Annotated in this window: 13 protein-coding genes; 2 read left to right on the top strand and 11 right to left on the bottom strand. The window is 61.2% G+C overall.

The window, feature by feature from the left end; translation table 11 throughout:
- Positions 1-138 precede the first annotated feature (138 nt).
- The 7 genes from ACM6IO_RS17140 to leuC form a co-directional block, all read right to left on the bottom strand.
- Positions 139-2,784, bottom strand: coding sequence for a FimV/HubP family polar landmark protein (locus ACM6IO_RS17140; protein WP_414911911.1), 2,646 nt, complete (start codon positions 2,782-2,784; stop codon positions 139-141).
- 208 nt (positions 2,785-2,992) lie between these two features.
- Complete coding sequence (locus ACM6IO_RS17135) at positions 2,993-4,003, bottom strand: aspartate-semialdehyde dehydrogenase (RefSeq protein ID WP_192226356.1); 1,011 nt, start codon at positions 4,001-4,003, stop codon at positions 2,993-2,995.
- A 245-nt stretch (positions 4,004-4,248) separates the two neighbouring features.
- Entirely contained in the window at positions 4,249-5,361 is a 1,113-nt protein-coding gene (asd, locus tag ACM6IO_RS17130; protein WP_008037636.1) for an aspartate-semialdehyde dehydrogenase, read from the bottom strand.
- 68 nt (positions 5,362-5,429) lie between these two features.
- A complete protein-coding gene (leuB, locus tag ACM6IO_RS17125; protein WP_280163445.1) occupies positions 5,430-6,512 on the bottom strand; it encodes a 3-isopropylmalate dehydrogenase in 1,083 nt (360 codons plus the stop codon).
- 79 nt (positions 6,513-6,591) lie between these two features.
- The gene (locus ACM6IO_RS17120; protein ID WP_008037641.1) at positions 6,592-7,359 is read right to left on the bottom strand and encodes a class I SAM-dependent methyltransferase; all 768 of its coding nucleotides are present in this window, start codon (positions 7,357-7,359) and stop codon (positions 6,592-6,594) included.
- A gap of 137 nt (positions 7,360-7,496) precedes the next feature.
- Entirely contained in the window at positions 7,497-8,141 is a 645-nt protein-coding gene (gene leuD, locus ACM6IO_RS17115; RefSeq protein WP_008028298.1) for a 3-isopropylmalate dehydratase small subunit, read from the bottom strand.
- Between the two features lie 10 nt (positions 8,142-8,151).
- Entirely contained in the window at positions 8,152-9,570 is a 1,419-nt protein-coding gene (leuC, locus tag ACM6IO_RS17110; RefSeq protein WP_008028300.1) for a 3-isopropylmalate dehydratase large subunit, read from the bottom strand.
- Between the two features lie 146 nt (positions 9,571-9,716).
- On the opposite strand from leuC, the gene ACM6IO_RS17105 reads away from it, so the two are divergent.
- On the top strand, positions 9,717-10,607 hold the full coding sequence (locus ACM6IO_RS17105; protein WP_008028303.1) for a LysR family transcriptional regulator: 891 nt from the start codon (positions 9,717-9,719) through the stop codon (positions 10,605-10,607).
- Between the two features lie 66 nt (positions 10,608-10,673).
- A complete protein-coding gene (locus ACM6IO_RS17100; protein ID WP_008028304.1) occupies positions 10,674-13,952 on the top strand; it encodes a PAS domain S-box protein in 3,279 nt (1,092 codons plus the stop codon).
- 177 nt (positions 13,953-14,129) lie between these two features.
- Here ACM6IO_RS17100 and ACM6IO_RS17095 read toward each other — a convergent pair whose 3' ends face one another.
- The 4 genes from ACM6IO_RS17095 to ACM6IO_RS17080 form a co-directional block, all read right to left on the bottom strand.
- On the bottom strand, positions 14,130-14,576 hold the full coding sequence (locus ACM6IO_RS17095) for an Hsp20 family protein (protein ID WP_008028306.1): 447 nt from the start codon (positions 14,574-14,576) through the stop codon (positions 14,130-14,132).
- A 120-nt stretch (positions 14,577-14,696) separates the two neighbouring features.
- Positions 14,697-15,656, bottom strand: a complete 960-nt coding sequence (locus ACM6IO_RS17090) for a tRNA dihydrouridine synthase (RefSeq protein WP_192226348.1) — start codon at positions 15,654-15,656, stop codon at positions 14,697-14,699.
- Between the two features lie 210 nt (positions 15,657-15,866).
- On the bottom strand, positions 15,867-16,304 hold the full coding sequence (locus tag ACM6IO_RS17085; protein ID WP_008037643.1) for an acyl-CoA thioesterase: 438 nt from the start codon (positions 16,302-16,304) through the stop codon (positions 15,867-15,869).
- A gap of 48 nt (positions 16,305-16,352) precedes the next feature.
- Complete coding sequence (locus ACM6IO_RS17080) at positions 16,353-17,186, bottom strand: alpha/beta fold hydrolase (RefSeq protein ID WP_008037646.1); 834 nt, start codon at positions 17,184-17,186, stop codon at positions 16,353-16,355.
- Between the last annotated feature and the right edge of the window lie 20 nt (positions 17,187-17,206).

The raw sequence follows: 17,206 nt of genomic DNA, 5'->3' as shown, positions 1-17,206 counted from the left end.
CGCTCCTACCGGAGTTGTGGAATCCAGTAGGAGCGAGGCTTGCCCGCGAAGACACCTCAACAGACTCCATCGCATTATCGATAAAACAAAAACGGCAGCCTCAATGGGCTGCCGTTTTGTTCATGCCTTACCGATCACTCAAGCCAGACGCGAAAGCATTTCCTTGGCTTCGCTCTTCTGACCCGCGTCACCTTCGCTGACCACCTCATTGAGGATGTCCCGCGCGCCATCGGCGTCGCCCATGTCGATGTAGGCCTGGGCCAAATCGAGCTTGGTGGCGACTTCGTCGGTGCCGGAGAGGAAATCGAATTCCGGTTCGTCAGCGGCGGAAGCCAATGCGTCTTCGGCAGTGAAGGTCGGTTCGCCAATGCTCTGCGACAGACGATCCAGCTCGGCGTTGACGTCATCCAGCTCAGCGGCAAATGCATCCGGAGCGTCCATTTCATCGGCCAGCGACAGATCGAAATCCGCCGGCAGCTCCAGATCATCCAGCGCGACCTCAGGAGCGGCGGCAGGTACTTCAACGGCAGGCAAGTCCTTGACGTCGTCATCCAGGCTCAACAGGAATTCGTCGTCATCGAGGATCCCTGGCGACGGATCGGCACCGAGGTCCATGTCCAGATCGAAGTCCGACAGGTCGTCGAGGTTTTCCTTGATTTCAGTCTGTTGCTGCAACACCGACTCAAAGCTCAGGTCGTCGTCCAGCGGGAATTCATCCAGTTCGGCCAAAGCCTCTGGTTCTGGCTCAGGCGTCGGCTCAGGCGCAGCCACCACAGGAACGACGTTTTCCAGATCATCCAGACTCAAATCAAACGCGCTGTCGAAGTCGTCATCGGCCAGTGCCGGCGCCGGCTCTTCGGACTCGTCCATCAACAGCTCTTTGACGTATTCGGCGTCCAGTTCGGCAGCGACGGCCGCAGCAGCCAGACCACCCGCCACGACGACCGCCATGGCCGGGAAGCGGCTTTTCAGCTCTTCGACACGGGCGAAGTTTTCGCCGTTGGCCACGAGCTGACGCTCCTGGGCCACGAACGCGTCGCGGTCGCCCTGCTGGCCATAGACTTCCATCAGCTTCAGACGCAGGTCACTGCGCTGAGGCTCCTGCTTGATGCCATCTTCCAGCAACGCAGCCGCCTGATTCAGGCGACCGGCAGCCATGTGCGACTGTGCCTTGGCCAGCACGTCGTCATCACGATCAGCAGCAGGCGCGACCAGTGGCGCGGCGATCGGCGGCATGACCACCACCGGCTCAATGACCGGAGCCGGAGCCGGAGCCGGAGCGGGAGCCGGGGTTGGTGCGGGTGCAGGAGCTGGCGCGGTCGCGAGCTTCACGCTTGGCGGCGGCACTTCCAGACCTTCGAAGCTGCTTTCAGGCAAATCCAGATCAGCGGAGAAATCCTGCTCCTCGGACAAGGCACGGGCCATCCGCAGGTGTTTCTCGGCTTCCTGCTGGGCTTTGCGGCGACGGGCCAGCAACAGCAGCAACAGCAGCAGAACCACTGCCCCGCCGCCGACCAGACCCAACAGCACCGGATTGGTCAGCAGCTCGTTGAATTTCTGATCGTCAGACGCGGCCGGCGCTGGCTCGACAGGCGCTTCAGCCGGAGCTGGTGCGGCCTCAGGAGCGGCCACCACCGGGGCTGGCGTTACGGGCGCAGGGCTCGGCGTCAATTCGGCCGAGATCGCCGGGGCCGCCGCGACAGCAGCAGCCGGCGCACCCGCAGCACCTTCGGCCTGCATCTTGGCCAGTTGATTGTTCTTCAGCTCGATCAGGCGTTGCAGCTTGTCCAGCTGACTTTGCAGATCGGTCATGCGGCTTTTCAGTTCAGCGTTGTCACGACGGGTCGTGTCGAGGCTTTCCTGGGCCAGGGCCAGCTTGTTGCTCAAGGCCTTCGCATCACCTGCAGCACCTTTGCCACCGGCCTTGCCGGACTCGGCAGACACCAGGCTCAGTTTGTCCTTGGCGGGCTGCACAGGAGCGCCTTCAGCGCGAGGGCGCTTGGTCGCGTCGAGTTGCTGCTGCCCTGCTCCAGGCTTCGCCACATAGCGACGCCCCTGACGCCACGCAGTGTTCTGCGCAGCGACTTCGGCGATGGCTTTGGGTTGCGGCACGCTGGCGACTTGCGTCTGGTCCGGCAGGCGCAGCACCTGACCGGTTTTCAGCAGGTTGATGTTGCCGTTGATGAAGGCATCCGGGTTCAGCGCCTGGATGGCCAGCATGGTTTGCTGAACCGAGCCGCCATTGCGCGCCTTCGCAGCGATTTCCCAGAGGGTATCGCGCGGCGTGGTGGTGTATTGGGTCGGTTTGGTAGCGCCGGTCACCGGTGCAGCGACAGTCTGGGTCGGTACCGGCTGCGCAGCCGCTTCAGCGGTTTGCGGCGAGAATTTGGACGGGTCGAGCAGCACGCTGTAATCGCGCAGCAGGCGACCGTTGGGCCACATCACCTGAACCAGGAATTTCACCATCGGTTCGGACAGCGGCTTGCTGGAGGTCACGCGCAAGACGCTTTTGCCACTGGCGTTGAGCACCGGGGTGAAGCTCAGGTCATTGAGGAATGCCTGACGGTCGACACCGGCCTTGGCGAAATCTTCGGGCGACGCCAGGCTCGGCACCAATTCGGCAGCCGTGAGTTCCTTGACGTCGAGCAATTCGATTTCCGCCACCAGTGGCTGGTTCAGCGACGACTTCAGGGTCAATTCCCCGAGCCCGAGCGCATGCGCCATACCGGAGGACAGCGCCGAGGCGGCCGCTATTGCTAACACCAGTTTGCGAACTTGAACCATAGCCTCATCCTTTGTTTGAACATTCCTCGGCCAGCGAGAAGGTGTTGATAGTCGCTGCCGTAAGGCATTGCGCGCGGCGGCGAAGGGTCGTCGCGCGCGATCATTTCTTTCATGCCCCGGAAAGCCTCGCAGGGTGGCTTGCCTTCAGCAATCCGGTCGAACATGACGCCCGACCAGAATCATTCTGCAAATTGTTGCCAAGTATCTTTTACAGCAGGTCTTTTATCAACAATTCAGCCACCTGCACAGCATTGAGCGCCGCGCCTTTGCGTACGTTATCTGACGTCAGCCACACATTAAGTTCCGACGGGTCGTCGATTCCAGCGCGAACCCGACCGACGTAGACCACATCCTGCCCTACCGCATCGCCGACCGGCGTCGGGTAATCGCCGGCTTCCACCAGCTCGATACCCGGAGCGTCTTCCAGCGCCGCGTTGACTTTTACCAGGTCCACAGCGCTTGCAGACTGCAGGGTCACGTTAAAGCTATCGCCAAAAAACACCGGGGCTTGAATGCAAGTGACGGAAATCTTTAATGAAGGCAAGGCCATGACCTGACGCAGCTCACGCACCAGACGCTTTTCCAGCAGCGTATGGCCGTTTTCATCCGGCTTGCCGACTTGCGCCAGCAGGTTGAAGGCCATCTGCCGATCGAAAAAACTCGGCTCCAGCGGACGCACATTGAGCAGCTCGGCGGTTTGCCGGGCCAGCTCCGTGACGGCTTCGCGGCCCTGGGCAGAAACGGCCAGGCTGGCGGTCACATTGACGCGCTGCAGATCGAGCAGACCGAGCAAGGGTGCGAGCACCACGGCCAAGGTGGTGGCCGACGGGCTTGGGCTGCTGACCTGGAATGGCTTTTTCAGACCGGCCAGAACCTGAGCATTGGCTTCCGGCACCACCTGCGGCGCCTGATCGGCGGGCAAAGCGCCGGACAGATCGATCAGCGAGCAACCGGCCGCCGTGGCCCGCGAGGCGAAACTCAAGGTCACCGCCGGACCTGCGGCGAAGAACACCAGCTGTACTTTGCTGAAGTCGAACTCATCGACCTCCCGCACCCGCACGTTCTTGCCGCGAAACGGCACCGAATGACCGGCGGACTCGCTGCTGGCCAGCAGGTGCAGGTTACCGACTGGAAAGTCGCGTTCTTCGAGAATCTGCACGAGCGTTTCGCCGACAGTACCGGTGGCGCCGATCACGGCAATATCAAAGGACTGGCTCATGGTTGTACCTCTGGCGAAACGGGGGGAGCGGCACTTTACCGGGTGGAGGGTGTGCAGGCAATTTCTGCCGGGGATTTGCGGCGCCGGTACCGGCTCCTTCGCGGGCAAGCCTCGCTCCTACATGGGATCGCGCCGCACCTGTAGGAGCGAGGCTTGCCCGCGAAGAGGCCCTTTCTGGCGACACAACTTCCATAAAAAAACCCGCGCCCCTTTCAAGGCACGGGTTCTTTCATTGCTTCAATCGATCAACGCTCAAGCAGAATCCGCAGCATGCGACGCAGCGGCTCGGCCGCGCCCCACAGCAGCTGGTCGCCGACGGTGAACGCGCCGACGAACTGCGAACCCATGTTCAGCTTGCGCAGACGGCCAACCGGCACATTCAGGGTGCCGGTGACCTTGGTCGGGCTCAGCTCCTGCATGCTGATGTCGCGGTTGTTCGGCACCAGTTTGACCCAAGGGTTGTGCTGGCTGATCAGCCCTTCGATGTCGGCGATCGGCACGTCTTTGTTCAGCTTGATGGTCAGTGCCTGGCTGTGGCAGCGCATGGCGCCGACACGCACGCAGATGCCATCGACCGGGATCGGGCTCTTGAAGCGACCGAGAATCTTGTTGGTCTCGGCCTGGGCCTTCCACTCTTCGCGGCTCTGACCGTTCGGCAGTTCCTTGTCGATCCACGGGATCAGGCTGCCGGCCAGCGGTACGCCGAAGTTTTCGGTCGGGTACGCGTCGCTGCGCATGGCTTCGGCCACACGACGGTCGATGTCGAGGATGGCGCTGGCCGGGTCGGCCAGTTGATCGGCGACAGCGCCGTGGGTCACGCCCATTTGCTTGATCAGTTCACGCATATGCTGCGCGCCGCCACCGGAGGCTGCCTGATAAGTCATGGCGCTCATCCACTCGACCAGACCGGCTTCGAACAGACCGCCCAGACCCATCAGCATCAGGCTGACGGTGCAGTTGCCGCCGATGTAGTTCTTGGTGCCCGCGTCGAGCTGCTGGTCGATGACCTTGCGGTTGACCGGGTCCAGCACGATGACCGCGTCATCCTGCATGCGCAGGCTGGAAGCGGCGTCGATCCAGTAACCCTGCCAGCCGGCTTCGCGCAGCTTCGGGAAGACTTCGCTGGTGTAGTCGCCACCCTGGCAGGTCAGAATCACGTCGAGGGTTTTCAGCTCTTCAATGCTGTAAGCGTCCTTGAGCGGAGCAATGTCCTTACCCACGGACGGGCCTTGGCCACCGACATTGGAAGTGGTGAAAAACACCGGCTCGATAAGATCGAAATCCTGCTCTTCCAGCATCCGCTGCATGAGCACGGAACCGACCATACCGCGCCAACCGATCAGACCTACACGTTTCATCGCAACTACACCTTCTTGAAAAGTGGGCCGCTGCTTTCGAAGTGGAAAGTGGCAGCGGGCCCGAGAGATTACAGATTCCGCAGCGCGGCGACTACTGCGTCACCCATTTCCTGCGTACCGACTTTAGTGCAACCGGTCGACCAGATGTCGCCCGTCCGCAGGCCCTGATCCAGCACCAGGCTCACGGCTTTCTCGATGGCATCCGCTGCACCCGACTGGTTGAAGCTGTAACGCAACATCATCGACACCGACAAAATGGTCGCCAGCGGGTTGGCGATGCCCTTGCCCGCGATGTCCGGCGCCGAACCGTGGCAAGGCTCGTACATGCCCTTGTTGTGGGTATCCAGCGATGCCGACGGCAGCATGCCGATGGAACCGGTGAGCATCGACGCCTGGTCAGACAGGATATCGCCGAACATGTTGTCGGTGACGATCACGTCGAACTGCTTCGGTGCGCGCACCAGTTGCATGGCGGCGTTGTCGACGTACATGTGGCTCAGTTCGACTTCCGGGTAATCCTTGGCCACTTCTTCGACGATTTCACGCCACAGTTGGCTGGAAGCCAACACGTTGGCCTTGTCCACCGAGCACAGCTTCTTGCCGCGCACCATGGCCATGTCGAAACCGACACGGGCGATGCGGCGGATTTCGCTTTCGCTGTACGGCAGCGTGTCATAGGACTGACGCTCGCCATTTTCCAGGGTGCGGGTGCCACGCGGCGCGCCGAAGTAGATGCCGCCGGTCAGCTCGCGAACGATCAGGATGTCCAGGCCGGAAACGATTTCGGCTTTCAGGCTGGAAGCTTCGGCCAGTTGCGGGTACAGGATCGCCGGACGCAGGTTGCCGAACAGGCCCAGTTGCGCACGAATCTTCAGCAGACCACGCTCAGGACGGATGTCACGCTCGATGGTGTCCCATTTCGGGCCGCCCACGGCGCCCAGCAAAACAGCATCAGCGGCGCGAGCACGCTCCAGGGTTTCGTCGGCCAGTGGCACGCCGTGCTTGTCGATGGCGGCGCCACCGATCACGTCGTGGCTCAGTTCGAAGCCCAGGCTGTACTTGTCGTTGGCCAGTTCCAGCACCTTGACCGCTTCGGCCATGATTTCCGGGCCAATACCGTCACCTGGGAGAATCAGAATCTGCTTGCTCATGCTTTCCTCATGTCATCAGTCGGTGTGCCCTTGGGCACGCCCGGAAAAACTCTATCGCTCGGGGCTTATGTTTCCGAGCTTATCGTTCTGCCATCAGTACCAGTACATCGGTACTGAACGAACCATCGGCCTCAATCTCAAAATATTCGCGTACTTCGTTGCCCATCGACTGCTGCAATTCGAGGATCGCAGCGCGCATCACTTGTGGTGTGCGCATGCGCTCGACCCAGCTGGTGTACTCCAGACGCAGGCGCTGACGCGTGGTGCTGCGAGTGTGCAACCCCGCCTCGCTGACCTGACGCAGCCACTCGCCGGCGGAATAATCGCGCACATGGCTGGTGTCGCGCAGCACTTCGACACTTTGCAGGTAAGTGTCGAACAACGGGCTACCCGGTGACAACACGTCGATGAACGCCGCCACGCCGCCCGGCTTCAACACGCGCCGGACTTCACGCAGGGCCAGGCCGAGATCGCTCCAATGGTGCGCCGAATAACGGCTGAAGACGAAGTCGAATTCGCCATCGGCGAATGGCAACCGCTCAGCGGCACCCAGGACCGTGGACACGTTGCCCAACCCACGATCAACGGCAGCACCGGCGACCACGTCGAGCATTTGCTGCGACAAATCGTAAGCCACCACTTCCTTGACCAACGACGCCACGTGAAAACTCACATGACCGGCGCCGCAACCGAGGTCCAGCACGCGGGCATCGCCCTGCCCGGCCAGCTCAGCCTGTAGCAGCGCAAACTCAGTGCCTTGAGCGTGGACGGCGCTGCTCAGGTAGGCCGAGGCCTGTTCGCCGAATTGCTTTTGGACTACCTGGCTGTGCTGGGCGGTGCTGGTCATGTGGACTTCCTTTTTCGGGTGAGTCTTGGAGTGTTTTTTCGGGCCTCTTCGCGGGCAAGCCTCGCTCCTACAAGGACAGCGCAATACCTGTAGGAGCGAGGCTTGCCCGCGAAGGCGTCATCACGCCTTACGCAAAATCAAGCGTCGCGAAACAACCAAGGCTGGCTCGCACGATGCTTGGCTTCAAACGATGCAATTGCCTCGTGATCCTGCAAAGTCAGGCCGATGTCATCGAGGCCGTTGACCAGGCAATGCTTGCGGAACTCGTCGAGCTCGAAGCTGTAGACCTTGCCGTCAGGCCGGGTCACGGTCTGGGCTTGCAGGTCGATCTTCAACTCGTAGCCAGGATTCGCCTCGACTTGCTGGAACAGTTCATCCACTTCAGCGTCGCTCAAGATGATCGGCAGCAAGCCGTTCTTGAAGCTGTTGTTGTAGAAGATGTCGGCATAGCTCGGCGCAATGATGCTGCGGAAACCGTACTCTTCCAGCGCCCACGGCGCGTGCTCGCGGCTGGAGCCGCAACCGAAGTTTTCGCGGGCCAACAATACGCTGGCGCCCTGGTAACGCTCGGCGTTGAGGACGAAATCCTTGTTCAGCGGACGCTTGGAGTTGTCCTGGTAGGCATAACCCACGTCCAGGTAGCGCCATTCGTCAAACAGGTTCGGGCCAAAACCGGTGCGCTTGATCGACTTCAAGAACTGCTTCGGAATGATCTGGTCGGTGTCGACGTTGGCACGATCCAATGGCGCAACCAAACCGGTGTGTTGGGTAAAAGCTCTCATGTGCGGTTCCTCAGATCAGTTCGCGAACGTCGATGAAACGACCGTTGACGGCAGCCGCCGCGGCCATGGCCGGGCTGACCAGGTGCGTACGGCCACCGGCGCCCTGACGCCCTTCGAAGTTGCGGTTGGAGGTCGATGCGCAATGCTCGCCCGACTCCAAACGGTCCGGGTTCATCGCCAGGCACATCGAGCAACCTGGTTCACGCCACTCGAAACCGGCTTCGAGGAAAATCTTGTCCAGGCCTTCGGCCTCGGCTTGCGCCTTCACCAGGCCCGAGCCCGGCACCACGATGGCTTGCTTGATGGTCGAAGCCACTTTGCGGCCCTTGGCGATCACCGCCGCAGCGCGCAGGTCTTCGATCCGCGAGTTGGTGCAGGAGCCAATGAACACGCGGTCCAGCTGAATGTCGGTGATCGCCTGATTGGCGGTCAAACCCATGTACTTCAGGGCGCGCTCGATGGAACCGCGTTTGACCAGGTCCATTTCCTTCGCCGGGTCCGGCACGTTCTGATCGACCGCCAACACCATCTCGGGCGAAGTGCCCCAGCTGACTTGAGGCTTGATCTGAGTGGCGTCGAGCTCGACGACGGTGTCGAACACCGCATCAGCGTCGGAAACCAGGTCTTTCCAGGCTTCGACAGCGAGGTCCCATTCCGCGCCTTTCGGGGCAAACGGACGGCCTTTCACATACGCCACGGTTTTTTCATCCGCCGCCACCAGACCTACGCGAGCGCCAGCCTCGATGGACATGTTGCAGATGGTCATGCGGCCTTCGATAGACAAGTCGCGAATGGCGCTGCCGGCAAACTCGATGGCATGGCCATTACCGCCGGCGGTGCCGATCTTGCCGATGACCGCGAGCACGATGTCCTTGGCGGTCACGCCGAACGGCAGTTTGCCTTCGACCGACACCAGCATATTCTTCATTTTCTTGGCGACCAGGCACTGCGTGGCGAACACGTGCTCGACCTCGGAAGTGCCGATGCCATGGGCCAGGGCGCCAAATGCACCGTGGGTCGAGGTGTGCGAGTCGCCGCAGACCACGGTCATGCCCGGCAAGGTTGCGCCCTGCTCCGGACCGATCACGTGAACGATGCCCTGGCGCACGTCATTCATTTTGAATTCGGTGATGCCATATTCATCGCAGTAGTCATCGAGGGTCTGAACCTGCAAACGCGAGACCTGGTCGGTAATCGCTTCGATGCCGCCCTTGCGATCCGGAGTGGTCGGTACGTTGTGATCCGGCGTGGCGATGATCGAGTCGACGCGCCAAGGCTTGCGCCCGGCCAGGCGCAGGCCTTCGAAAGCTTGGGGCGAAGTCACTTCATGGATGATGTGGCGGTCGATATAGATCAGCGACGACCCATCGTCGCGCCGTTTCACTTCATGGGAATCCCAAAGCTTGTCGTAAAGCGTTTTGCCGGCCATCAGACGGTCCTCATCAGCGTGTTTCTATGCCCTGGGTCTTGAGAATTTCAATAACCCTTTGGCTTGTGAGGTCGATCCTAGGGGGTTACATTAAATAACTCAAATTCATATTTTTTATGCTTTGGATAACCAACTGGAATACGACGATGGATCTGGCCAACCTTAATGCCTTTATTGCCATTGCCGAGACAGGAAGCTTCTCCGGTGCCGGCGAACGGCTGCACCTGACGCAACCGGCGATCAGCAAACGGATCGCAGGGCTGGAGCAGCAATTAAAGGTGCGACTGTTTGATCGGCTGGGTCGCGAAGTCGGCCTGACCGAAGCCGGACGCGCCCTGCTGCCACGGGCTTATCAGATTCTGAACGTGCTGGACGACACCCGCCGCGCCCTGACTAACCTGACTGGCGAAGTGACCGGCCGCCTGACGCTGGCCACCAGTCACCACATCGGCCTGCACCGTTTACCGCCCTTGTTAAGGGAATTCACCCGACGCTACCCACAAGTGGCGCTGGATATTCAGTTCCTCGATTCGGAAGTGGCCTACGAAGAAATCCTCCACGGTCGCGCCGAGCTGGCCGTCATCACCCTCGCGCCCGAGCCTCATGCCCTGGTCAAGGCCACGCCGGTGTGGGACGACCCGCTGGATTTCGTGGCCGCGCCGGAGCATTCACTGATCAGCAATGGCGCGGTCAGCCTGGCGGACATCGCCCTGCATCCGGCGGTATTTCCCGGCGGCAACACCTTTACTCACCATATCGTCCGGCGCCTGTTCGAAGCCCAAGGCTTGACGCCGAACATCGCCATGAGCACGAATTATCTGGAAACCATCAAGATGATGGTGTCGATCGGCCTGGCCTGGAGCGTGTTGCCGCGCACAATGCTTGACGATCAGGTTGCGCGAATACCTTTGCCCGGCATACAACTGACTCGCCAGCTAGGCTATATCTTGCACACCGAACGGACGCTGTCGAACGCAGCACGGGCTTTTATGGCCTTGCTGGATGCACAACTCGATCTGCCAGGGACTCAAGGCTAATTTGTGCTACTCCTATAGAGCCTCAAATACCTGCGCCTAACGCCCCATTCAGCCCAAGGCCTGCCAATGCCGAAATCTGTTGACCGTATTCCGCCGATGCCACGTATTCAGGCGCTTGACCCGAAACGATCCGAGCAGAGCTGGGAGAGTGCGCCGCAGCTGCTGGCCGCCCTCAACGGCGCACGTTTGGGCGCCTGGTATTGGGACATCGAACGCGGGCAGATCAGTTGGTCGCGGGGTACGCAGGCGCTGTTCGGTTTCGACCCCCGGCAACCGTTGCCGGCGGATCTGGAATACCTCGACCTGTTGCCCCCGGAGGATCGAGCGAAAACCCTCCGTGCCTTCCACGCGGTAATCGCCGGCGCGCCACTGGAACAGGCGATGCATCACCGCATTCGCTGGCCCGACGGCAGCCTGCACTGGCTGGAGATCAACGGCAGCCTGCTGCCGGACAAACACGGGCGACCACGCATGATCGGGGTAATCCGCGAGATCACCCACCAGCGTCAGCGTGAACAGGCGCTGAGCAGCTCGGAAAAACGCTTCGCGACGCTGTTTCACCTGTGCCCGAACATGGTGCTGCTGACTCGCCAGGAAGACGGCCTGATCACCGAAGCCAACCAGTATTTCGAAAGCCTGTTCGGCTGGCCGGTGCAAAACGCGATTGGCCGCACCACGCTGGAACTGGGCCTGTGGGTACACCCGGAGCAACGGGAGAAACTGGTCAAGGCGACCAAGGCCAAAGGTGAGCTGGTCAGCATGGAGGTGCAGTTCCGCGCCAGTAATGGACAGGTCCACGATGGCATTCTCAGCGCGCAAAAGGTCGAACTCGAAGGCCAGCCCTACCTGCTCAGCACCTTTCTCGACACCACCGAACGCAAGGCTGCCGAACTTGCCCTTAAGGACAGCCAGGAGCGTCTTGACCTGGCGCTGGACTCGGCGCAGCTCGGCACCTGGGACTGGCACATTCCCAGCGGCATGTTGTATGGCTCGGCCCGCGCCGCGCAGTTGCACGGACTGGACCCCATACCGTTCCATGAATCCTTCGACGAGTTTTTCGAAGGCGTGCCCGGCGAGGAGCGCGACAGCATGCGCGATGCCTATCGCAGCCTGCGCGAAGGCCCGGCCGGCAACTATCAGTTGACCTACCGCGTGCAGCTGGAGGACGGCACTTCGCGTTACCTGGAAAGCCGCGCCCGCCTCTACCGCGATGAAAACGGCGCACCGCTACGCATGGCGGGGACCTTGCTGGACATTACCGATCAGGTCGAACGCGAACAGAAGCTGGTCGCCTCCGAAGAGAAATTTGCCACCCTGTTCCAGGTCAGCCCGGACCCGATCTGCGTTACCCGCCAGGACACCGGCCAGTTCATCGAGATCAACTCCAGTTTCACCCAGACCTTCGGCTGGAGTACCGCCGAGGTGATTGGTCGCAGCGCCGACGAAATCGGCCTGTGGGACGCCTCGGCGAAAAGCCTGCGCCGGATCGAACAAGTCATCCGCGAACAAGGCCTGAACAACGTCGCCATCATCGTCCAGCACAAGGACGGCCAGTCGCTGACCTGCGTGATTTCCAGCCGCCAGATCAGTGTCGGCGACCAGCCGTGCATCGTTACCACTCTGCGTGATATCACCCAGCAACAACGCTCGGAAGCGGCGCTCAAGGCCAGCGAGGAGAAGTTCGCCAAGGCCTTCCACTCCAGCCCCGACGCCATCACCATCACCGAACGCGACACCGGGCGCTATCTGGAGGTCAACGACGGTTTCTGCCGCCTGACCGGCTACCGCGCCGATGAAGTCGTCGGCCGCACGGTGTACCAGGTCGGCATCTGGGCCGAAGAAAAACAACGCTCGGCGCTGCTGGCCGAGCTGCAGATCAAGGGCCGCGTGCATCACCAGGAAATGCTTGGGCGCAACAAGCATGGCGACTTGCTGACCGTCGAAGTCTCGGTAGAACCGATCACCCTCAATGAAACCGCGTGCCTGCTGCTGACCGCGCGGGACGTCAGCCTGTTGAAAAACGCCGAAGCACAGATCCGCCACCTGGCCTACCACGACCCGCTGACCAACCTGCCCAACCGCGCGCTGTTGATGGATCGCCTGAGCCAGCAGATCGCCCTGCTCAAACGCCACAACCTGCGCGGCGCCCTGATGTTTCTGGACCTCGACCACTTCAAGCACATCAACGATTCGCTCGGCCACCCGGTGGGCGACACGGTGCTGAAGATCATCACTGCGCGCCTCGAAGCCAGCGTGCGCATGGAAGACACCGTGGCACGGTTGGGCGGTGACGAATTCGTGGTGCTGCTCAGCGGCCTGGAAGGTTCGCGCAATGAAGTCAGCGAGCAGGTCCGCGAACTGGCGGACACCTTGCGCGAACTGCTGTCGGAACCGATGTTCCTCGACGGCCAGCGCCTGCAAGTGACACCGAGTATCGGTATCGCGCTGATTCCCGATCATGGCTCGACCCCGACCGACCTGCTCAAACGCGCCGACATCGCGCTGTATCGGGCCAAGGATTCGGGGCGCAACACCACCCAGATGTATCACAACACCATGCAGAAGGCCGCCAGTGAGCGCCTGCGCATGGAGACCGACCTGCGCCTGGCCCTTTCCCGGGGCGAATTCGACGTGCATTACCAGCCGCAGGTGGACGCCCGCGACAATCGCATCGTCGGCGCCGAAGCGCTGGTGCGCTGGAACCATCCGGAATTGGGCGCGCAATCGCCGACTGAATTCATCAAGGTCCTGGAAGACAGCGGACTGATTCTGGAAGTCGGCACCTGGATCGTCGACGAAGCCTGCGACGCCTTTAAACAGCTGATCGCCAAGGGCCTGATCGACCCGCTCGACTTCAGCCTGTGCGTGAACATCAGCCCACGACAATTCCGCCAGAACGACTTCGTCGAGCGCATCGAGCTCAGCCTCGCCACCCACGGCCTGCCCTGCTCGCTGCTGAAACTGGAGATCACCGAAGGCATCGTCATCCAGAATCTGGAAGACACCATCAGCAAAATGCGCCGCCTGAAAAAACTCGGCATCAGCTTCGCCATGGACGACTTCGGCACCGGTTATTCCTCGCTGACTTACCTCAAGCGATTGCCGGTCGACACCCTGAAAATCGACCAGTCGTTCATTCGCGATGCGACTACCGACCCGAACGACGCCGAGATCATCCGCGCCATCGTCGCCATGGCCCGCAGCCTGGAGTTGAAAGTGATTGCCGAAGGGGTGGAGACGCCGGAACAGTTAGAGTTTTTGCAGGGGCTGGGCTGCCATTTTTATCAGGGCTATCTGCACAGCCAGCCGTTGCCGGTGGAGGCATTCCAGAAACTCCTGAAATAACCCGCACCCTGTAGGAGCGAGCCTGCTCGCGATGGACGTCAACGATGACGCGGGAATCCTGAAACCCCGCAGCGCTCTCAGGTCCATCGTCGGAACGCCGCCCGGAGCCGGCTCGCTCCTACAGGAAGTGCGGGCACAAAAAAGGGCGCCATTGGCGCCCTTTTTCATTGCCCCGCCTTAGTGCTGCAGAGCGGGTTTTTGCGTCCCGTTGATTGGGATGCGTTTGGCTTTCGCCTCTTCCGGAATGACACGCAGCAGGTCGATGCTCAACAGACCGTTGCTCAGGTCGGCGGCCTTGATCTCGATGTGATCGGCCAGGCGGAACGACAGTTTGAACGCGCGCTGGGCGATGCCTTGGTGCAGGAAGGTCACGCCTTCAGTTGCGTCGCGTTTGCCGCCACTGATGGTCAGCACACCTTTCTCGACTTGCAGGTCCAGGTCTTCTTCCTGGAAACCGGCGGCCGCTACAACGATGCGGTATTGATCGTCACCGTGTTTTTCCACGTTGTAAGGTGGATAGGTGCTGCCTGGCTCGTTGCGCAGGGCGGTTTCGAACAGGTCGTTGAAACGGTCGAAGCCTACCGAGGAACGGAACAGTGGGGCCAGGGAAAATGCAGTAGTCATGGTTCAAATCTCCTGAAAACAATCAGCAAGTTTTTTGTCTCCGCGACCCGAATTCGGCATCGCGTAATCCTTAGATAGGGACCGCTGATTGCTTTTCAAGAGATTATTTCGAGATTTTTTTCAGGCCGCTTCGGCTACCTGCAACCCCAGCAAACGCGAAACCTGATCCAGTTCGGTTTCACGGCGAAGCAGGGTGAACAGCTCAACCGCCTCGGGATAATTGCGCGTAAGCATCGCCAGCCACTGCTTCAGGCGACCGGGCGATTGGCGTGGCGTCATCTGGGCTTTGGCTTGCAGCCAGAAGTCCTGAATCAGCGGCAGCAGCTCGGCCCAGGTCATCTCGACCACCTCTTCACCGGCACGGGCGGCGGCGATCTGCCGGGCCAGGTCCGGACGCGACACCAGCCCGCGACCGAGCATGATGTCTTCCACGCCGCTGATTTCGCGGCAGCGGCGCCAGTCTTCGACGCTCCAGATATCACCGTTGGCGAATACCGGCACCTTGACCACTTCCTGCACGCGAGGGATCCACTCCCAATGCGCCGGCGGCTTGTAGCCGTCCATCTTGGTCCGCGCATGCACCACGATGTGCTCCGCGCCGCCTTCGGCCAGGGCCGTGGCGCAGACCAGCGAACCGTCAGGGCTGTCGAAGCCGAGACGCATTTTCGCGGTGACCGGAATGTGCGCCGGGACGGCGCGACGGACATGCTCGACGATCTGGTTCAACAGCTCGGGCTCTTTGAGCAGTACCGCGCCGCCACGGGATTTATTGACGGTCTTGGCCGGGCAGCCGAAGTTCAGGTCGATGACTTCGGAACCCAGCTCGCAGGCCAGCGCGGCGTTTTCCGCCAGGCACACCGGGTCGGAACCCAACAGCTGCACGCGCAATGGCACGCCGGAAGCGGTGCGCGCATCCGTCAGCAGTTCAGGACCGAACTTGTGGAAATAGGCAGGGGTGAGCAGTTGGTCGTTGATCCGGATGAACTCGGTCACGCACCAATCGATACCGCCCACACGGGTCAGCACGTCCCGCAGGATGTTGTCGACCAACCCCTCCATGGGCGCCAAAGCAATTTGCATGAAAAACACACTCGACGAAAAACGTGCGGCAGTTTACTGGTTTCGGCGGTTAGAAGGTATTTCGTCAGACCGGGCGGTGTTGATTGTGCGGACGCCTTCGCGGGCAAGCCACGCTCCTACAGGTTTTGTGTCGCTCCGCCATTATGCGAACGACACAAAACCTGTAGGAGCGTGCGGTGCGGCGATCCGACTTGCCCGCGAAGGGTTCAATTAAATCGCGACTTGCAACGCCGGGCCGTAACCTTCGATGAACTCCGCCGGCATGCGCTTGGGTTTGCCCGTGGACAGCTCAATGCAGACAAACGTGGTTTGCGCGCGCAGTAACGTGGTGTTGTCGCTCGGGCGCTTGAGCTGGAAGTGCCGAGTCATTTTCAGGCGCTGGTCCCAATCGACGATCCAGGTCGCCAATTGCAACTCATCGCCTTCATAGGCCGCCGCCAGGTAATCGATCTCGTGCCGCACCACCGCCATCGCCCGATCCAGCCGCCGGTACTCGACCAGATCGAGGCCGAGCCGCTGCGAGTGGCGCCAGGCGCAGCGTTCGAGCCAGGTCACGTACACCGCGTTATTCGCGTGACCCAACCCATCGATGTCCTCGGCGTCCACCGCAAGATCAATGATAAATGGCGTTGCCCGATCCCAGCCCATGCCCCACTCCCGGTCAAATGATGTCGACCGGGGCAGTGTAACGGATGCTCAGGCCGATTGGCGCGATTGCAGGCTGCGACCGGCCAGCAGTGATAACACGCCATCAATCACCCGCGGGTCGGCAAGCACCCGTTGATGACCGCCCTCCTCCAGCCGCAGTAAGCGACTGTCGAACCAGGCCTCGTGGATCAGTTGGGATTCCTTGACCGGGACGAAGTTGTCGTCTTCGGCATGAACGATCAGGCCAGGCATGTCGAGCTGATAACGCGAGACATCCAATGCAGCCGCGCGCATGCCGACATCTTTTTCGACTTGGCGAATGAACGCCGAACGGGCTTTTGGCGGTAGCCGCACGTAGCGGGCGAAACCGCGCAGAACCCCGAGAATCCGCGCCGGAGCGCCAATGGTCACCAGGGTTTCGGTGCGCAGGCCCAACTGAACGGCGAGCATGGCGCTGGCACCGCCCATCGAGTGACCGATGACCGCTTGCAGCGGCGGCAACTCGGCAGCGGCCTCAAGCATGGCCCGGGCGAACAGCACGACGTTGGCTTCGTTGCCCGGCGAGCGACCGTGAGCCGGACCGTCCAGGGCGACTACGGTATAGCCGGCGTCAACCAGCGCGGTGATCAGGCTGGCAAACTGCGTTGGCCGACCTTCCCAACCGTGCATCAGCAAGACCGCCGGGCCTTGCCCCCAGCGCAACGCCGAGAGGCCGAAACGGAGTGTGATGCGCTCGGATTTCGCCAGTAACGGCAATTCCCAATCACGCGGCGGCAGATCCCGCGGCGTCATGAACGCCAGTCGCATTTTGCTCGCGACCAGTTTCGGTGCAAACCAGCCCAAGGTGCCATTAACGCCACGAACCCACTTTAACGTGCTCATCGCTCTCACTCCTCAGGCCA

Source organism: Pseudomonas sp. IT-P44, from assembly GCF_949768225.1.
Taxonomy (GTDB): domain Bacteria; phylum Pseudomonadota; class Gammaproteobacteria; order Pseudomonadales; family Pseudomonadaceae; genus Aquipseudomonas; species Aquipseudomonas migulae.
Note: the sequence above shows the minus strand (reverse complement) of the source record. Positions and strands in the feature narration are given on the sequence as shown.

Bases quoted from the DNA above. Each gene is read 5' to 3' on its own strand.
- ACM6IO_RS17095 (WP_008028306.1), bottom strand. From the start codon at position 14,576: ATGACTACTGCATTTTCCCTGGCCCCACTGTTCCGTTCCTCGGTAGGC.
- ACM6IO_RS17100 (WP_008028304.1), top strand. From the start codon at position 10,674: ATGCCGAAATCTGTTGACCGTATTCCGCCGATGCCACGTATTCAGGCG.
- ACM6IO_RS17080 (WP_008037646.1), bottom strand. From the start codon at position 17,186: ATGAGCACGTTAAAGTGGGTTCGTGGCGTTAATGGCACCTTGGGCTGG.
- ACM6IO_RS17085 (WP_008037643.1), bottom strand. From the start codon at position 16,304: ATGGGCTGGGATCGGGCAACGCCATTTATCATTGATCTTGCGGTGGAC.
- ACM6IO_RS17135 (WP_192226356.1), bottom strand. From the start codon at position 4,003: ATGAGCCAGTCCTTTGATATTGCCGTGATCGGCGCCACCGGTACTGTC.
- ACM6IO_RS17105 (WP_008028303.1), top strand. From the start codon at position 9,717: ATGGATCTGGCCAACCTTAATGCCTTTATTGCCATTGCCGAGACAGGA.
- leuD (WP_008028298.1), bottom strand. From the start codon at position 8,141: ATGAGAGCTTTTACCCAACACACCGGTTTGGTTGCGCCATTGGATCGT.
- ACM6IO_RS17090 (WP_192226348.1), bottom strand. From the start codon at position 15,656: ATGCAAATTGCTTTGGCGCCCATGGAGGGGTTGGTCGACAACATCCTG.
- ACM6IO_RS17120 (WP_008037641.1), bottom strand. From the start codon at position 7,359: ATGACCAGCACCGCCCAGCACAGCCAGGTAGTCCAAAAGCAATTCGGC.
- asd (WP_008037636.1), bottom strand. From the start codon at position 5,361: ATGAAACGTGTAGGTCTGATCGGTTGGCGCGGTATGGTCGGTTCCGTG.
- leuC (WP_008028300.1), bottom strand. From the start codon at position 9,570: ATGGCCGGCAAAACGCTTTACGACAAGCTTTGGGATTCCCATGAAGTG.
- ACM6IO_RS17140 (WP_414911911.1), bottom strand. From the start codon at position 2,784: ATGGTTCAAGTTCGCAAACTGGTGTTAGCAATAGCGGCCGCCTCGGCG.
- leuB (WP_280163445.1), bottom strand. From the start codon at position 6,512: ATGAGCAAGCAGATTCTGATTCTCCCAGGTGACGGTATTGGCCCGGAA.